Consider the following 15,030-nt stretch of genomic DNA (forward strand, 5'->3'; position numbering starts at 1 on the left):
ACCATGACACTCCGTTATCCACAGGTCTTGCTGTTGCTCTGCGCGTTCAATGCATGGCCGATGGCGATGGCCGCCGACAGCGTCAAACTCGATACCCCGGTCGGCGGCTGGCGCACCGGCGCGCCCGAGGGCGAAGGCGAAAACTTCCGCCAGACCGTCAACTACCCGGCCTCTTCGGTCAACACCCCGGTCGGCCAGGCCAACACCGCGCGCATCAGCGGCGAAATCAAAGCCACCCCCAAGAACAAGGAACCCGGGCGACTGATCGTCAATGGCGTCAGCATGCCGCTGAAAATCGACGACAGCGGCCGCTTCGACCGCCCGTTCTCCTTCCCCAACGGCAGCAACAGCGTCGAAGTGCGCAGCCCCGACGGCCAGCAACGGCACCGCACGCAGTTCCTCAACGCCAGCGGCGGCGCCACCCCGGCCAAACTGCGCGTGCTGCTGTCGTGGGACAGCGACGGCACCGACCTCGATCTGCACCTGATCACCCCCGACGGCGCGCACATCTGGTACGGCGACCGCGTCGCACCCAACGGCGCCGCGCTCGACGTCGACGTCACCACCGGCTATGGCCCAGAAATCTTCGCCATGCCGGCGCCGATCAAGGGCCAGTATCTGGTGTATGTGAACTACTTCGGTGGTGGTTATCGCGGGGATGATGAAGGCGGAGAGGAGGCGGTGCAGCCGCTGACCACGGCGCAGGTGACGGTGATTACCGAGGAAGGCACGCCAAGCGAGAAAATGGAGACGTTTGTGGTGCCGATGCGGGCGGTGGGTGAACTGACGCTGGTGAAGTCGTTCAGCTATCCCTGAGCAGCAGCCTGCTCAGGGTTGCACTAGAAACCAGGCGGAATATAACCAGGCACGAACGGCACGTTGATGCACTTGCCGTGGATGATCTTTCCGTCCTCGATCCTGAACAGCACGATCTTTTTCGCCTTGTTGACGGTGGCTTCGAGTTTGCAATCGGAACTGTGGCCGACCGTCTGGTAATACTCGGTGTAAACCATGCCGTTGCCGGTGTGATTCATTGAAGTACCGGCCGCTTCCGTGGTGGTCCAACTGGACGATTTATACCAGGTGAGCACCGCGAGGTTCTCGCCATTGGCGCCGGTCTGCTTTTTCATCGAGTCGGGTTTGCCGAACAGATCGAGCGCTTCCTGTACATCGCGTCCTTCCCAGCGCGATTGGGCAATCAGGTGGCAGCCATTGACCAGCAAAACCGCGGGCGCTATCAGCAGCGCCAATAACGTTTTAGTCCATGGGTTCATCGTGATTCCCGCCGCTTACTTGTTGCCCAGGATCGAGTCGAGGTTATCCATCATCTGGCCTTTCTCCTGAATCGGCGCCAGTTTGAAGAACATCTGCTGCATACCCTGAATCATCTGCAGGTACTCCATCTTGCCCAGCGCGATCATGTCCTTTTTGGCAGGTGAGCAAACAAACTCGCTGGTGCGCTGCACCCAGAACTCCTTCGGCTGCTGCCATTGGTCATTAACTTTCAGGTTGCGCATCATGTAGGCGATGCGATCAACCGACTGGCCATTGAGCATTCGGACCTTATTCGTCGAACACTGAACTTCGAGGTTGTAGGCATCGATCATCGGTTTACCGGGTTCCTCATACACCAGCGTCACGGCGACCAACTTGGCCCCTTTGGTCTGCTTCGACGGCACGACTGACGTGCTGTCGGCGACATACATGATGTTCTTGTGGGGAATACCGTTGCCGTAAATGATCCACCAGTCACCAACAAGCTTCGGCTCGTCCGCCAAGGCTGAAGTGGTAGCGGTCAGGAGTGCGGTCAGCAGAACAACGGATTGATTGAGTTTGAAAAACGACGACATGGTGTTGCTCCATTCCTTGGCGCTTTTGTAATGCACAAAAACAGAATGGAAATTTAGTGGTGAGGTTGGGCGCGGGGCAATTAGGGCGGATGTGCTAATGGCTTATTGCGATGCCTGACTGGCGGGCATTGTCCGGTTAGTCTTGCGAAAGGCTCAGGTATAAAGAACGCAGGGTTTGTACGCGGTTTCTTCTCTGGTCTTTAGCACCTATAGCACCTGATCGGCCTCCGAGAGTTGGCGCGATCGGTCGTAGCCGGACTCGCGAGTGGTCGCCACGCCCATACTGAACTGTCAGCTCCGGCCGATGGCGGGCATGCAGGCAAAACAGAGGGTATGGGTGTTGGGTGGGATTTAGCAATGTGTGGAGGGGGGGCAAGCGTTGGGTTGCCGAGGTCACTTTGTAGCAATCCGTAGCTCGCGAAGTCGATTGGCTTCTATTCGAGGACTCTCCAATACCTCTAGGGGTTTCTTTTTGAATTGTTGGCGAACCGTATCGCCCAGTTTGTTCCACTCCTTTAAAGCACGACGATCGAATTCAAGACTATAGGTCATCCAGACTTACCTTGACTCGTTGAGGGGAAGCGAGACGTTCGCTAACAACGGCAATGAGCGCTTCATCTTCTTCGCTGATAAGTGCGGTCTTGAACGGCAGTTTTCCCCGCTCAGCAACGTATTGAAGTGTTTGGCGCAGAAGCTCTGAAGGTGTGACGCCGAGCTTTTCCAACTCGGCGAAGGAGCGTTGTTTCAGCTCATCATCAATGCGGATGTTGATGGAGGCCATGATGCAATACCTGTAATGACGTTTGTCGTTACGGTAGCAGGGGGCACCGAACCAGGCAAATGGGAATTCAGGTTTCAGACGGTAGGCCTGGCTTTCTTTCAGGCATTAAAAAGCCGGCTTGTGGCCGGCTTCTCGGGGACTGGCTTGGTTTATTTTTGGTAAACCGCGTCAGCCTTCAAAACGTACACCCGGATCTGCGTCCGGCTGTGGGACTTGGTCAGACGTTGGTCTGCCGCGTCAGGCGTCATCTGGGCCGCGGGAGCGGGGCCGATGCGCAAATGTGGGGCGCAGGATACTGAGTTTTGTTGGGGATTCCCAGTCTCAAGTGCGGAATAGAGCCACTGCGGGAGGCAAAATTCGTATTTTGTACTGATTTTCGGGGCCTCTTCGCGAGCAGGCTCGCTCCCACAGGGGTTGGTGCAGGGTCGAAGGTCCGTATCCGATCAGAGAAACGGTACCACCGGCCGGCGTTTGCCCAGGGTCGACCACCAGAATACCCAGCCCAGGATATGGATTCGTTGCTCTTCGATCTGCGCGGCGCGAAAGATTTCGTCCGGGTGTTCGGCGCTGTTATGGCTGCGCAGGCGCAGGGCGTTGCCGGGCATGCGGTGCAGGTATTTGATGCGCAGCATGCCGTCGTGTTCGATGGCGTAGATTTCGCCGTCGACCACCTGGGTCAGGCCGCGGTCTATGCCGACGATAGAGCCATCTTCGATGCGCTCGGCCATGCTGTTGCCGATCATGTGTGCGCAGATGGCGTCGGTGTGGCGGATTTCCAGTTGGTCGAGGTGGGCGCGGGGCAGGCGGATGGTTTGTTCGGGGTCGAGGATGACGTGAGTTTTGCCAGCACCGTTGGTGATCGGCGTTTCCTTGAAAAACGGCAGTTCGATGTCCCTGGGGTCGATGACGGTGTAGACGCCGCGGATGGCTTCGGCATCAAAGGTGTCGCCGTTGCTGGCAGGCGTTTGCAGGCGTGGTGACTCTTTGCTGCCTTCACCGGTCTTCAGCCACTCGCTGTTGACCGAAAGCAGGCGTGAGACTTCCTCCATGCGATACGCCGGGACGCCCCGGGTGTACCAGTTATGAATGTTTTGGGCTTCCGTGCCCCAGAACTTTGCGAATCCCGTGGTGGTGATGTTCGCTGCTTCCAGGAGTGCCTTGAATCTTGGACCGCTAGTGTTCTTTCTCATAAACACCGAGTCTACGGCCGTGCCAGAGCGGTTTGAATAAACCGGGTGTTCAAAAAAAGGCTGTATTTTGCGACTGGATGTAAGACGTGCTTGTGGGAAATCACTCACTTCGAAACTTTTCTGTAGTCCGTGATAAACACACTGTTTAAAACGCCATTGCTCAGGCACAAAAAACCCCGGATCAACCGGGGTTTTCTTCAGGCATCTTGCAGTCAGCAGATGCTTAGCCTTTGTAGGCAGCAACCGACTTGGTGATCGCGTCGCGAGCGGCGTCAGCGCCAGCCCAGCCTTCGATCTTGACCCACTTGCCTTTTTCGAGATCTTTGTAGTTCGCGAAGAAGTGCTCGATCTGCTGGATCAGCAGCGGTGGCAGGTCGGTGTATTCCTTCACGTCGACGTACAGCTGGGACAGCTTGTCGTGTGGCACTGCGATGACTTTGGCATCGCCGCCGCCGTCGTCGGTCATGTTCAGGATGCCGACTGGGCGCGCGCGGATCACCGAGCCTGGAGCAACCGGGTAAGGGGTCACAACCAGCACGTCGAGGGGATCACCGTCGTCAGCCAGGGTGTTCGGGATGTAACCGTAGTTGGCCGGGTAGAACATTGGGGTGGCCATGAAACGGTCAACGAACAGGCAATCGCTGTCTTTGTCGATTTCGTATTTGATCGGCGCGTGGTTGGCCGGGATCTCGATCGCGACGTAGATGTCGTTCGGCAGGTCTTTGCCAGCCGGAATCTTGCTGTAGCTCATTGGGCGTTGCCCCCGTAGTTGACCAAAAACACTTGGCCGGATTGACCAAAAAGTGGCGGCGATTATAGGCATATTCCTACGCCGACGCCACGTACCAGAAGTCGTGCAGCGCTTACGCGTGCGCCTGATAGACCGGGTCTGTGGCCTGAAGTTGCCGCAGCCTGCCCAATGGATCCTGCCGGTAGAAAAGCTGCAGTTGCAAGTAGACCTGTGGATAAGCCGCGTGCAGCAGATCCGGGGCGCTGAAAAAGTATTCGCTGGTGACCGCGAAGAACTCCGCCGGGTTTTCGGCGGCGTACGGGTCGATGGCGGTTTCGGCGTCGGGGTTGCGGTCGAGCTGGCGGTTGAGGTCATCGTAGGCGTGTTGCATGACCTCGGCCCAGTCGCTGACGCGCATGTCGGCGTGCAGCGGTGGCAGACCGTTGGCGTCGCCATTGAGCATGTCGAGTTTGTGCGCCAGTTCGTGGATCACCAGGTTGTAACCTTCCCAGCCACCACTGGCCATCACCCCCGGCCAGGCGAGGATGATCGGGCCCTGTTGCCAGGCTTCGCCGCTGTGTTCACCGTCCCACTCGTGCTCGACACCGCTGGCATCGCGATGCCGTTGCGGGCTGAGAAAGTCATCGGGATAAAGGACGATTTCGTGGAAACCCTGATACCAGTTCAAGTCGCCGAGATTGAGCAGCGGCAACTGGGCCTGGGCGGCGAGCAGCAGGCGTTGTTCCTGATGCAGTTCGACGCCGGGCAGAGCGGTCAGGTGTTTTTCCTCGAGGAACAGCACGCTGGCTTCACGCAACCATTGGTCTTCGGCGGCGCTGATGCCGTCGAGAAAACTCAGGTGATGGCGCACCCGTTGCCACATCTCGTCGGCAATCGGATGTCTGGCCAGAATGCGCCGGCGACGCCAGGCGCTCAGTGACCACATCGGATCAGTGGGTTTCGACTTTGGCACCGCCGAAACGGCTGCGCACCACACCGATGATCATCGGTACCAGCGACAGCAAAATGATGGCGACCACCAGCAGCGACAGGTTCTTTTTGATGAACGGCACGTTGCCGAAGAAATAGCCCAGGGTCACCAGACCGCCGACCCACAGCACGGTGCCGAACACGCTGAACGCGAAGAAACGCGGATAAGGCATTTTCCCTACGCCGGCGACGAACGGTGCAAACGTGCGGATGATCGGCAGGAAACGCGCCAGGGTCACGGTTTTGCCGCCGTGCCTGTCGTAGAAATCGTGGGTTTTTTGCAGGTAATCGCGACGGAAGATTTTCGAATTCGGGTTGCTGAACAGTTTTTCGCCCGCCGTTCGTCCGATCACGTAGTTGGTGCTGTCGCCGAGGATCGCCGCGAGCATCAACAGACCGCCCAACAGGACTGGGTCCATGCCACCGCCCGCCGCCACCGCTCCGGCGATGAACAACAGCGAATCACCCGGCAGGAACGGCATCACCACCAGACCGGTTTCACAGAAGATGACAGCGAACAGAATCGCGTAGATCCACGGCCCGTAGTTGGTGACCAGCAAATCGAGGTACACATCGAGATGCAGGATAAGGTCAAGCGGGTTGAAATCCATGGGGGCACCTGTGGTGACGGCCCGACTCGGCAGGCCTGTGCGGATGATTCGGGTGTAAGCCTACAGCGGGGTGTAGTTTTTCTTACAAGCCGGAAAGCTCGGGATTATACGGTCTGAGAGGTGAAAAGCGCGTTGGTTTTGTAGCGAGGGATGTCGGGGTGTGAACAAATGTCAGGCAGGCATTGAGGGTGGCGGCAAGCTTGGTGTGGCGAGGGAGCTTGCTCCCGCTGGAGGGCGGAGCACTCCCAAGCCTTGATTTGCCTGACCTGTTGAGATGACTGAGGTGGGGCTGCTTCGCAGCCCGGCGGGAGCAAGCTCCCTCGCCACAACAGGCCCTTGATGAGCGCTAGAGCTCGTCGCTGATCGGCAACACGTAGTTCTTGAACTCGGTGTCTTCCTTGAACCCGATGGACTCATAGGTTTTCTGCGCCACCTCATTGTCCGCACTGGTGGACACGCGCATGCGCACGGCCTGGGTTTCCTTGGCCATTTTCTTCGCGGTGCGGATCAGGTTGTCGGCCACCAGTTGGCGGCGGGCGTCTTCGGCGACGTAGATATCGTTGAGAATCCACACGCGCTTGAGCGACAGCGAGGAAAAGCTCGGATACAGCTGGCAGAAACCCATCAACTTCTTGTCGTCATCATCGGCCAGGGCCAGATAAATCACCGATTCCTTGCGTCGCAGGCGTTTTTCGAGAAACGCGCGGGAGGAATCCGGGTAAGGCAGGGAACCGTAGAACTCGCGATATTTGACGAACAACGGGGTCAGCAAATCCAGGTGTTCGAGGGTCGCTTGAATAATCCGCATGATAGGTCTCGTCTTCAAGTGGCTGTCTTCAACTGCTCTGACGGCGATGGGAAACCCTGCGGCCGTGCTTCGATCCTGCCTTAAAGCAGCGCAGAAACGCAATGCGGAAACGGTTCAGGTTGTGGGTGGGGCAAGCAGGAAGTTTCCCTTCATGTCCGCACCGGTATCCGACTCCAGCGTCTGCACTTGCGCTTCGTCCTTCAGATTGACCCCCGACAGCTGCCGCCGACAGGCTTCGCGCATCAGGTACAACAAGCGATGCGCCGCCATGCCATAGCTCAAGCCCTCAAGCCGCACGTTGGAGATGCAATTGCGATAGGCATCGGTCAGCCCGACTTTTGGATTGTAGGTGAAATACACACCGAGGCTGTCGGGCGAGCTGAGGCCCGGACGCTCGCCGATCAGCATCACGACCATTTTTGCGCCCAGCAACTGACCGATCTCGTCACCGATGGCCACTCGACCCTGTTCCACCAGCACCACGGGGGCAAGTGACCAGCCGTCGGTACTCATCTGCTCCTCCAGACGGGTCAGAAACGGCAAGGTATGGCGATGCACCGCCAGCGCCGACAAACCGTCCGCCACCACAATCGCCACGTCGACCCCGACGGGATTGGCCTGCGCGTGCTCACGCAGGGCCTGCGCCGAGGTGTCGCTGAGCTTGCGCCCCAGGTCCGGACGTTGCAGGTAGCTGTTGCGATCGGTCGCCGCGCTGTGCAGCAACAAACTGTCGCGCCCGCGTTCGCGCAGTTGCGCGCTGAGCCCGGCATAATCGAACGGCAGATGCACCGCATCTCGCGCCTGAGCGTGGGCGAACTGGAAATCCAGCTGGGCACGGGTTGGCAGGCTGGTACCGGTGCGGCCCAGAGCGATGCGCGCCGGGGTCAGGCGACGCAGCTCCAGCCACGGGTTTTGCGGGTCCACAGGCGGTTTTTCCATCACACTCATCCCAGTTGCGCCAGCGCCTGGCGGAAGGCCGGCGGCAGGTTGTTGCCAAAGCGAACCTTGCCGTCCGCCTGGGTGAAAATACCCATGTTCGCCAGCCATTGCTCGAACTCCGGCGCCGGTTTCAGGCCCAAAGTCTGACGGGCGTAGAGCGCATCGTGGAACGAGGTGGTCTGGTAGTTGAGCATGATGTCGTCGGAACCGGGAATGCCCATGATGAAGTTGATCCCGGCGACACCGAGCAACGTCAGCAAGGTGTCCATATCATCCTGATCGGCTTCGGCGTGGTTGGTGTAGCAGATGTCGCAACCCATCGGCACGCCGAGCAACTTGCCGCAGAAATGATCTTCGAGGCCGGCGCGGATGATCTGCTTGCCGTTGTACAGATATTCCGGGCCGATAAAGCCGACCACGGTGTTCACCAGAAACGGCTTGAAGTGCCGCGCGACGGCGTAGGCCCGGGTTTCGCAGGTCTGCTGGTCGACACCGTGGTGGGCGTTGGCCGACAGCGCGCTGCCCTGACCGGTCTCGAAATACATCAGGTTCTGCCCGAGGGTGCCGCGCTTCAGGCTCAGCCCCGCGTCATAGCCTTCCTGCAATACATTCAGGTTGATGCCGAAACTGGCGTTCGCCGCTTCGGTGCCGGCGATCGACTGGAACACCAGATCCAGCGGCACACCACGATTGATCGCTTCGATCGAGGTGGTGACGTGGGTCAGCACACAGGCCTGAGTGGGAATGTCGTAACGCTGGATGATCGCGTCGAGCATCTCCAGCATCGCGCAGATCGAGGCGATGCTGTCGGTGGCCGGGTTGATGCCGATCATCGCGTCGCCGTTGCCGTACAGCAGGCCGTCGAGAATGCTCGCGGCGATGCCGGACGGCTCGTCGGTGGGATGGTTCGGTTGCAGGCGGGTCGACAGGCGTCCGCGTAAGCCCAGGGTGCCGCGAAACTTCGTCACCACGCGAATCTTCTGCGCCACCAGCACCAGATCCTGCACGCGCATGATTTTCGACACGGCGGCGACCATTTCCGGGGTCAGACCGGGGGCGAGGGCGCGCAGGCTGGTTTCGTCAGCGGCGTCGCTGAGCAGCCAGTCGCGGAAGCCGCCTACGGTGAGGTGGCTGACCACGGCGAAGGCTTGTTTGTCGTGGGTGTCGATGATCAGTCGGGTGACCTCATCGGTTTCGTAGGGAATCAGCGCTTCCTGCAGAAAATGCGTGAGCGGGATGTCGGCCAGCGCCATTTGCGCGGCCACGCGTTCGCCGTCGTTGAGCGCGGCAACGCCAGCCAGGAAGTCCCCCGAGCGCGCCGGGCTGGCTTTGGCCATGACGTCCTTGAGGCTGTCGAAGCGGTAGGTCTGGGCGCCGACGGAATGGGCAAATGCGGCCACAATATCCTCCTGTAAACGATAAACCCCTGTAGGAGCTGCCGCAGGCTGCGATCTTTTGACTTTGATTGTCTAAAAACAAGATTAAAAGATCGCAGCCTTCGGCAGCTCCTACAGGGTTCCAGCACAGTGCCTGGATGGGCGCTGTGCACTTTTATAAGGCAGTCAGATACCTTCGAGCATAGCGTCTGCCGGGGCGTCGGCGCGTTGTTTGGCGGTCAGCTGGAAGTACAGGTAGCCAGCGGCCATGAAGCCGAGGAACACGCAGCCGATCAGCGTGTTGAACCACGCCATCGCCACCAGGCACACCACCGCCAGAAACAACGCAATCGCCGGCACCACCGGGTAGCCCGGGGCGCGGAAGGTGCGTTCCAGGTTCGGTTCGGTTTTGCGCAGTTTGAACAGGCTGAGCATGCTGATGATGTACATCACGATTGCGCCGAACACCGACATGGTGATCATCGCGGCGGTCAGGGTCATGCCTTGCAGGTTGACCAGGCCGTCGCTGTAGATCGCCGCGATGCCAACCACTCCACCGGCCAGAATCGCCCGGTGCGGGGTCTGGAAGCGCGACAGCTTGGCCAGGCTTTTCGGTAGGTAACCGGCGCGGGCGAGGGCAAAGAACTGTCGCGAGTAGCCGAGGATGATCCCGTGGAAACTCGCCACCAAGCCAAACAGGCCGATCCACACCAGCATGTGCATCCACGAGGAGTTGTTGCCGACCACGGCTTTCATCGCCTGCGGCAGTGGATCGTTGATGTTCGACAGCTGGCGCCAGTCGCCGACACCGCCGGCCATCACCATCACGCCGATGGCGAGGAACACCAGAGTCAGAATGCCGCTGACGTAAGCCCTGGGAATCGTGCGTTTCGGATCCTTGGCTTCTTCGGCGGCCATGGCCGCGCCTTCGATGGCGAGGAAGAACCAGATGGCGAACGGGATCGCTGCGAAGATCCCGGGGATCGAACCCAGTGTGAACTCGTTGGCGCCCGACCAGCCGTTGAGTACGAAGTTACTGAAGCTGAAGCCCGGCGCAACCACGCCCATGAACACCAGCAATTCAGCGACCGCCAGCACCGTGACCACCAGTTCAAAGGTGGCGGCGATGCTGACACCGAGGATGTTCAGGGTCATGAATACGAAATACGCGCCGACCGCCGCGATTTTCGGGTCGAGTCCCGGATACTGCACGTTGAGGTAGGCGCCGATGGCCATGGCAATCGCCGGTGGGGCAAAGACGAATTCGATCAGCGTGGCGATGCCGGCGATCAACCCGCCTTTTTCGCCGAACGCTCGGCGGCTGTAGGCAAACGGCCCTCCCGCGTGGGGAATCGCGGTGGTCAGTTCGGTAAAACTGAAGATGAAGCAGGTGTACATGGTCGCGACCATCAGCGCCGTGACCAGAAATCCGAGGGTGCCGGCCGTGCCCCAGCCGTAACTCCAGCCGAAGTATTCGCCGGAAATCACCAGGCCGACGGCAATGCCCCAGAGGTGCAGGGTGCCGAGTGTGGGTTTAAGCTGAGTGGTGGAAGTCATAAGTCCTCTCTGTTTTTTATTGTTCGATCTGTTGGACTTTCGGGTGCAGCGGTTGAGGTGGATGGAAGCTGTTCACGCAGCGGCAGTTTTTTTGCAAAACCTGAATGACGGGTACGCAAGTGCCGTGCCAGAGCGGCCAGGCCTTGGGGTTGTGTCATTGAGGACGCCATCGCTGGCAAGCCAGCTCCCACAGGTATCTGTGGTGTTCCCGTTATCGAGATCTGCAAAGATCCCTGTGGGAGCTGGCTTGCCAGCGATAGCTATTTGGAGGGCAACACGGAAATACCTGTGTCGCCCCGGGTTTTAGAAGAAGCCCAACGGATTGATGTCGTAGCTCACCAGCAGGTTTTTCGTCTGCTGGTAGTGATCGAGCATCATCTTGTGGGTTTCACGGCCGACGCCGGACTTCTTGTACCCGCCAAACGCGGCGTGCGCCGGGTACAGGTGATAGCAGTTGGTCCACACGCGACCGGCCTTGATCGCGCGGCCCATGCGGTAAGCGCGGTTGATGTCGCGGGTCCACAGGCCGGCACCGAGGCCGAACTCGGTGTCGTTGGCGATCGCCAGGGCTTCGGCTTCGTCCTTGAACGTGGTGATGCTCACCACCGGGCCGAAGATTTCTTCCTGGAACACGCGCATTTTGTTGGTGCCCTTGAGCAGGGTCGGCTGGATGTAATAGCCGGTCGCCAGATTGCCCTCGAGTTTTTCCACCTGGCCGCCGGTCAGCAGTTCGGCACCTTCGCCCTTGGCGATTTCCAAATACGACAGGATCTTGTCGAATTGCTGCTCGGACGCCTGAGCGCCGACCATGGTGTCGGTGTCCAGCGGGTCGCCGCGTTTGATCTGGCTGACTTTCTTCATCACCGCTTGCATGAATTCGTCATAGATCGATTCCTGAACCAGGGCACGGGACGGGCAGGTGCAGACTTCGCCCTGGTTGAAGAACGCCAGCACCAGACCTTCGGCAGCCTTCTCGATGAAGCTCGGCTCGGCCTGCATGATGTCTTCGAAGAAGATGTTCGGCGACTTGCCACCCAGTTCCACGGTGGAAGGAATGATGTTCTCGGCGGCGCATTTCATGATGTGCGAGCCGACCGGGGTCGAGCCGGTGAAGGCGATCTTGGCGATGCGTTTGCTGGTGGCCAGTGCTTCGCCGGCTTCTTTGCCGAAGCCTTGCACCACGTTGAGCACGCCCGGTGGCAGCAGATCACCGATCAGCTCCATCAGCACGCAGATGCCCAACGGCGTCTGCTCGGCAGGTTTGAGCACCACGCAGTTGCCGGCGGCCAGTGCCGGGGCGAGTTTCCACGCGGCCATCAGCAGCGGGAAGTTCCACGGGATGATCTGGCCGACCACGCCCAGCGGTTCGTGGATGTGGTAGGCCACGGTGTTGCCGTCGATTTCGGCCGCGCTGCCTTCCTGGGCGCGCAGGCAACCGGCGAAGTAGCGGAAGTGGTCGGCCGCCAGCGGGATGTCGGCGTTGAGGGTTTCGCGGATGGCTTTGCCGTTGTCCCAGGTTTCGGTGATCGCCAGCAGTTCGAGGTTCTGTTCGATGCGGTCGGCGATTTTCAGCAGGATCAGCGAGCGCGCCTGCACCGAGGTTGCGCCCCACGCGTCGGCAGCGGCGTGGGCGGCGTCCAGTGCCTTGTCGATGTCTTCGGCAGTGGAACGGGGGAATTCGGCAATCGGTTGGCCATTCACTGGCGAGGTATTGGTGAAGTACTGACCTTTGACAGGCGCGACGAACTCGCCGCCGATGTAGTTACCGTACTTGCTCTTGAACGAGACTTTGGCGCCTTCAGTACCGGGGTGAGCGTAACGCATGATGTTGTTCTCCTTGGCTTTGTACTTATTAGAGAAACGCGCAAGTGCGCTTGCTATAAGCGTAGAGCAAAGGTCGGGCCACTGCCGTGCAGGGCAGGCAAATCAAGGCTTTGCGTATTTTTTGTCGGACGGGCGGGCGGCGCCTGTGATGGTTTCGGTACAGAGGGGGTGACAGTTTGTACCGCTTTTGGCACAGCCAGTGACCGGCTGGTCTTGCCAGCATTGCAATGCGCCGATGGCTGGAGGATGCTGACTGCCAATCGCCCAGTGGTTGATTTTTGTGGCGAGGGAGCTTGCTCCCGCTGGGCTGCGCAGCAGTCCTGAAATGTTTACCGCTCATATACTTTGGCGAGCGCTTCGCACTCGAGCGGGAGCAAGCTCCCTCGCCACAGGTCAGTGTTGGTAGTCTGGAAGGGTCGACCTTTCGGGGAGAATAATAAGAAATGCACGACAACCATTTGAGTCGCCATGCCCAGCAGGTGCTCACCGTCAGTCAGGGCAAGCCGCACCTGCACGGACCCGGTGCCGATCCGTCGATTGCCCGCTCGTGGCTGCGCTGTCTTGAGGACTATCACCTCGATCCGGCCCTGACCATGGCGCCCACCGTGCTCGAACACGGGCGCGTGCTGGAAAGCCGCGAACGCCTGCAACAGGTGTTGCAGATTGCCGGCAATGAAATGAGCAGCCTGCATCAACAACTGTCCGGCGCCGGTCATGCGGTGCTGCTGACCGACGCGCGCGGGGTGATCCTCAACTGCGTCACCGCACCTGCCGAGCGCAAGATATTCGAACGCGCCGGGCTCTGGCTCGGCGCCGACTGGAGCGAAGCCTGCGAAGGCACCAACGGCATCGGCACTTGCCTGGTCGAGCGCCAAGCGCTGACCATCCACCAGGACGAACACTTTCGCGGTCGCCACACCGGCCTGACCTGCTCGGCGAGCCCGGTGTTCGACCCGCACGGCGAATTGCTGGCGGTGCTCGACGTATCCTCGGCGCGCCACGACGTTTCGCGCCAGAGCCAGTTCCACACCATGGCGCTGGTCAATCTGTCGGCGAAGATGATCGAGAGCTGCTATTTTCTGCGTTGCTTCGATAACCAGTGGTTGCTGCGTTTTCATCTGCAGGCCGAATCCGTCGGCTTGTTCAGCGAAGGGCTGCTGGCGTTTGACGGGGAAGGGCGGATCAGCGCGGTCAACCAGAGCGCGCTGAACCTGCTCGGGCATATTCGCGGTGGTTTGCTCGGCAAGCCGGTGGAAGCGTTCTTCGATTGTTCGCTGGACGAGTTGCTCGGTCGGGCCAGCGCCAATGCCAGCGCCAGTTGGCCGCTGCGCACCCGCGATGGGCGGCATCTGTTTGCCTTGCTGCGTGGCGAGTCGCGCAAACCGGCGAAAATCATGCCGGCCCCGGTCGTGGTCAAAGCTCAGCCACTGGCGGGCATCTGCCTCGGTGACGCCGCGCTGCAAGCGGATTTTCGCAAGGCGCTGCGGGTATTCGAGCGCGACGTGCCGCTGCTGATCAATGGCGAAACCGGCTCAGGCAAGGAGGCCTTCGCCAAAGCTGTGCATCACGCCAGCCAGCGCGCCAATAAAGCCTTCGTCGCCCTCAACTGTGCGGCGATCCCCGAGAGCCTGATCGAGAGCGAGCTGTTCGGTTATCGCGGTGGCAGTTTCACTGGCGCGCGCAAGGATGGCATGCGCGGCAAGTTGCAGCAGGCCGATGGCGGCACCTTGTTTCTCGATGAAATCGGTGACATGCCGCTGGCGTTGCAGACCCGGTTGTTACGAGTGCTGGAAGACCGGCAAGTGGTGCCGATTGGCGGCGAACCGGAGGCGGTCAACGTGCGGATCATCAGCGCCACGCACCGCCATCTGCTGGAGCGGGTCGAAGACGGCAGCTTCCGTGAAGACCTGTATTACCGGCTCAATGGCCTCGAAGTTGCGCTGCCGGCGCTGCGCGAACGCAGTGATAAATCGCAGTTGCTGGATTTCCTGCTGGCCGAGGAGGCTGGCGGCGAGACAATCGTGATTGACGAGGCGGCCCGTCAGGCGTTGCTGGCGTTCAACTGGCCGGGCAACGTGCGGCAGTTGCGCAATGTTCTGCGCACGCTGGCGGCGTTGTGCGATGAAGGGCGGATCGGGCTGGACGATTTGCCGGCGATGATTCGCCAGGCGCGGTCGCCGTTGGAGCTGAGGGCGGCTGAGTCCGAGCATCCGCTGGAGGACGCCGAACGTCTGGCGTTGCTCACGGCGCTGGAGCAGACCCGTTGGCACATGACCCAGACTGCGCAGCAGCTCGGCGTCAGCCGCAATACCCTCTACAGAAAGCTGCGTAAACACGGTATCGCCCGAACCGCATAAATCCCCCTGTAGGAGCT

At 60.0% G+C, this 15,030-nt stretch carries 14 protein-coding genes and 1 pseudogene; 2 read left to right on the forward strand and 13 right to left on the reverse strand.

Translation table 11 applies throughout. The features are described 5' to 3' along the window. The first annotated feature begins 3 nt into the window (after nt 1-3). Nucleotides 4-816 carry a YfaP family protein gene (locus OC71_RS04565; RefSeq protein WP_041064922.1) on the forward strand — a complete coding sequence of 271 codons (813 nt, stop codon included), beginning with the start codon at nt 4-6 and terminating at the stop codon, nt 814-816. Between the two features lie 23 nt (nt 817-839). Here OC71_RS04565 and OC71_RS04570 read toward each other — a convergent pair whose 3' ends face one another. From OC71_RS04570 to OC71_RS04625, 13 genes and pseudogenes are all read right to left on the reverse strand, one after another. Beyond that, nucleotides 840-1,274, reverse strand: coding sequence for a hypothetical protein (locus OC71_RS04570; RefSeq protein ID WP_041064925.1), 435 nt, complete (start codon nt 1,272-1,274; stop codon nt 840-842). Nucleotides 1,275-1,289: 15 nt separating this feature from the next. After that, nucleotides 1,290-1,850: a hypothetical protein gene (locus OC71_RS04575; RefSeq protein ID WP_041064928.1), complete on the reverse strand. Its 561-nt coding sequence runs from the start codon at nt 1,848-1,850 to the stop codon at nt 1,290-1,292. 394 nt (nt 1,851-2,244) lie between these two features. Beyond that, nucleotides 2,245-2,402, reverse strand: a pseudogene (locus OC71_RS26950) (type II toxin-antitoxin system RelE/ParE family toxin); the annotation flags it as partial. Then, nucleotides 2,392-2,631 (reverse strand): type II toxin-antitoxin system RelB/DinJ family antitoxin, encoded by a 240-nt coding sequence (locus OC71_RS04580; RefSeq protein WP_041064933.1) that lies wholly within the window; start codon nt 2,629-2,631, stop codon nt 2,392-2,394. The gene OC71_RS04580 and the pseudogene OC71_RS26950, both read right to left, overlap by 11 nt. Before the next feature lie 443 nt (nt 2,632-3,074). After that, a complete protein-coding gene (locus OC71_RS04585; RefSeq protein WP_041064936.1) occupies nt 3,075-3,821 on the reverse strand; it encodes a helix-turn-helix transcriptional regulator in 747 nt (248 codons plus the stop codon). A gap of 223 nt (nt 3,822-4,044) precedes the next feature. After that, a complete protein-coding gene (gene ppa / locus OC71_RS04590) occupies nt 4,045-4,572 on the reverse strand; it encodes an inorganic diphosphatase (protein WP_008052339.1) in 528 nt (175 codons plus the stop codon). A gap of 112 nt (nt 4,573-4,684) precedes the next feature. Beyond that, a complete protein-coding gene (locus tag OC71_RS04595; RefSeq protein WP_041064944.1) occupies nt 4,685-5,497 on the reverse strand; it encodes a zinc-dependent peptidase in 813 nt (270 codons plus the stop codon). A 4-nt stretch (nt 5,498-5,501) separates the two neighbouring features. After that, nucleotides 5,502-6,152 (reverse strand): DedA family protein, encoded by a 651-nt coding sequence (locus tag OC71_RS04600; RefSeq protein WP_041064947.1) that lies wholly within the window; start codon nt 6,150-6,152, stop codon nt 5,502-5,504. A gap of 346 nt (nt 6,153-6,498) precedes the next feature. Further along, on the reverse strand, nt 6,499-6,960 hold the full coding sequence (locus tag OC71_RS04605; protein WP_007958617.1) for an N-acetyltransferase: 462 nt from the start codon (nt 6,958-6,960) through the stop codon (nt 6,499-6,501). Nucleotides 6,961-7,074: 114 nt separating this feature from the next. Next, a complete protein-coding gene (gene eutC, locus OC71_RS04610; protein WP_041065478.1) occupies nt 7,075-7,899 on the reverse strand; it encodes an ethanolamine ammonia-lyase subunit EutC in 825 nt (274 codons plus the stop codon). A 5-nt stretch (nt 7,900-7,904) separates the two neighbouring features. Further along, entirely contained in the window at nt 7,905-9,299 is a 1,395-nt protein-coding gene (locus tag OC71_RS04615; RefSeq protein WP_041064955.1) for an ethanolamine ammonia-lyase subunit EutB, read from the reverse strand. Between the two features lie 162 nt (nt 9,300-9,461). Beyond that, nucleotides 9,462-10,832 (reverse strand): ethanolamine permease, encoded by a 1,371-nt coding sequence (gene eat, locus OC71_RS04620; protein WP_041064957.1) that lies wholly within the window; start codon nt 10,830-10,832, stop codon nt 9,462-9,464. A gap of 303 nt (nt 10,833-11,135) precedes the next feature. Beyond that, nucleotides 11,136-12,656, reverse strand: coding sequence for an aldehyde dehydrogenase family protein (locus OC71_RS04625; protein ID WP_041064960.1), 1,521 nt, complete (start codon nt 12,654-12,656; stop codon nt 11,136-11,138). 443 nt (nt 12,657-13,099) lie between these two features. Here OC71_RS04625 and OC71_RS04630 point away from each other — a divergent pair, with 443 nt between their 5' ends. Beyond that, nucleotides 13,100-15,013, forward strand: a complete 1,914-nt coding sequence (locus OC71_RS04630) for a sigma-54-dependent Fis family transcriptional regulator (RefSeq protein ID WP_041064963.1) — start codon at nt 13,100-13,102, stop codon at nt 15,011-15,013. Nucleotides 15,014-15,030 lie beyond the last annotated feature (17 nt).

It is taken from the genome of Pseudomonas sp. W15Feb9B (assembly GCF_000828175.1).
In the GTDB taxonomy this organism is placed as follows: Bacteria; Pseudomonadota; Gammaproteobacteria; order Pseudomonadales; family Pseudomonadaceae; genus Aquipseudomonas; species Aquipseudomonas parakoreensis.

Coding starts and splice junctions, on each gene's coding strand:
- eat (WP_041064957.1), bottom strand. CDS start 10,832: ATGACTTCCACCACTCAGCTTAAACCCACACTCGGCACCCTGCACCTC.
- OC71_RS04625 (WP_041064960.1), bottom strand. CDS start 12,656: ATGCGTTACGCTCACCCCGGTACTGAAGGCGCCAAAGTCTCGTTCAAG.
- OC71_RS04630 (WP_041064963.1), top strand. CDS start 13,100: ATGCACGACAACCATTTGAGTCGCCATGCCCAGCAGGTGCTCACCGTC.
- OC71_RS04565 (WP_041064922.1), top strand. CDS start 4: ATGACACTCCGTTATCCACAGGTCTTGCTGTTGCTCTGCGCGTTCAAT.
- OC71_RS04595 (WP_041064944.1), bottom strand. CDS start 5,497: ATGTGGTCACTGAGCGCCTGGCGTCGCCGGCGCATTCTGGCCAGACAT.
- OC71_RS04585 (WP_041064936.1), bottom strand. CDS start 3,821: ATGAGAAAGAACACTAGCGGTCCAAGATTCAAGGCACTCCTGGAAGCA.
- ppa (WP_008052339.1), bottom strand. CDS start 4,572: ATGAGCTACAGCAAGATTCCGGCTGGCAAAGACCTGCCGAACGACATC.
- OC71_RS04575 (WP_041064928.1), bottom strand. CDS start 1,850: ATGTCGTCGTTTTTCAAACTCAATCAATCCGTTGTTCTGCTGACCGCA.
- OC71_RS04600 (WP_041064947.1), bottom strand. CDS start 6,152: ATGGATTTCAACCCGCTTGACCTTATCCTGCATCTCGATGTGTACCTC.
- eutC (WP_041065478.1), bottom strand. CDS start 7,899: ATGGAAAAACCGCCTGTGGACCCGCAAAACCCGTGGCTGGAGCTGCGT.
- OC71_RS04605 (WP_007958617.1), bottom strand. CDS start 6,960: ATGCGGATTATTCAAGCGACCCTCGAACACCTGGATTTGCTGACCCCG.
- OC71_RS04570 (WP_041064925.1), bottom strand. CDS start 1,274: ATGAACCCATGGACTAAAACGTTATTGGCGCTGCTGATAGCGCCCGCG.
- OC71_RS04580 (WP_041064933.1), bottom strand. CDS start 2,631: ATGGCCTCCATCAACATCCGCATTGATGATGAGCTGAAACAACGCTCC.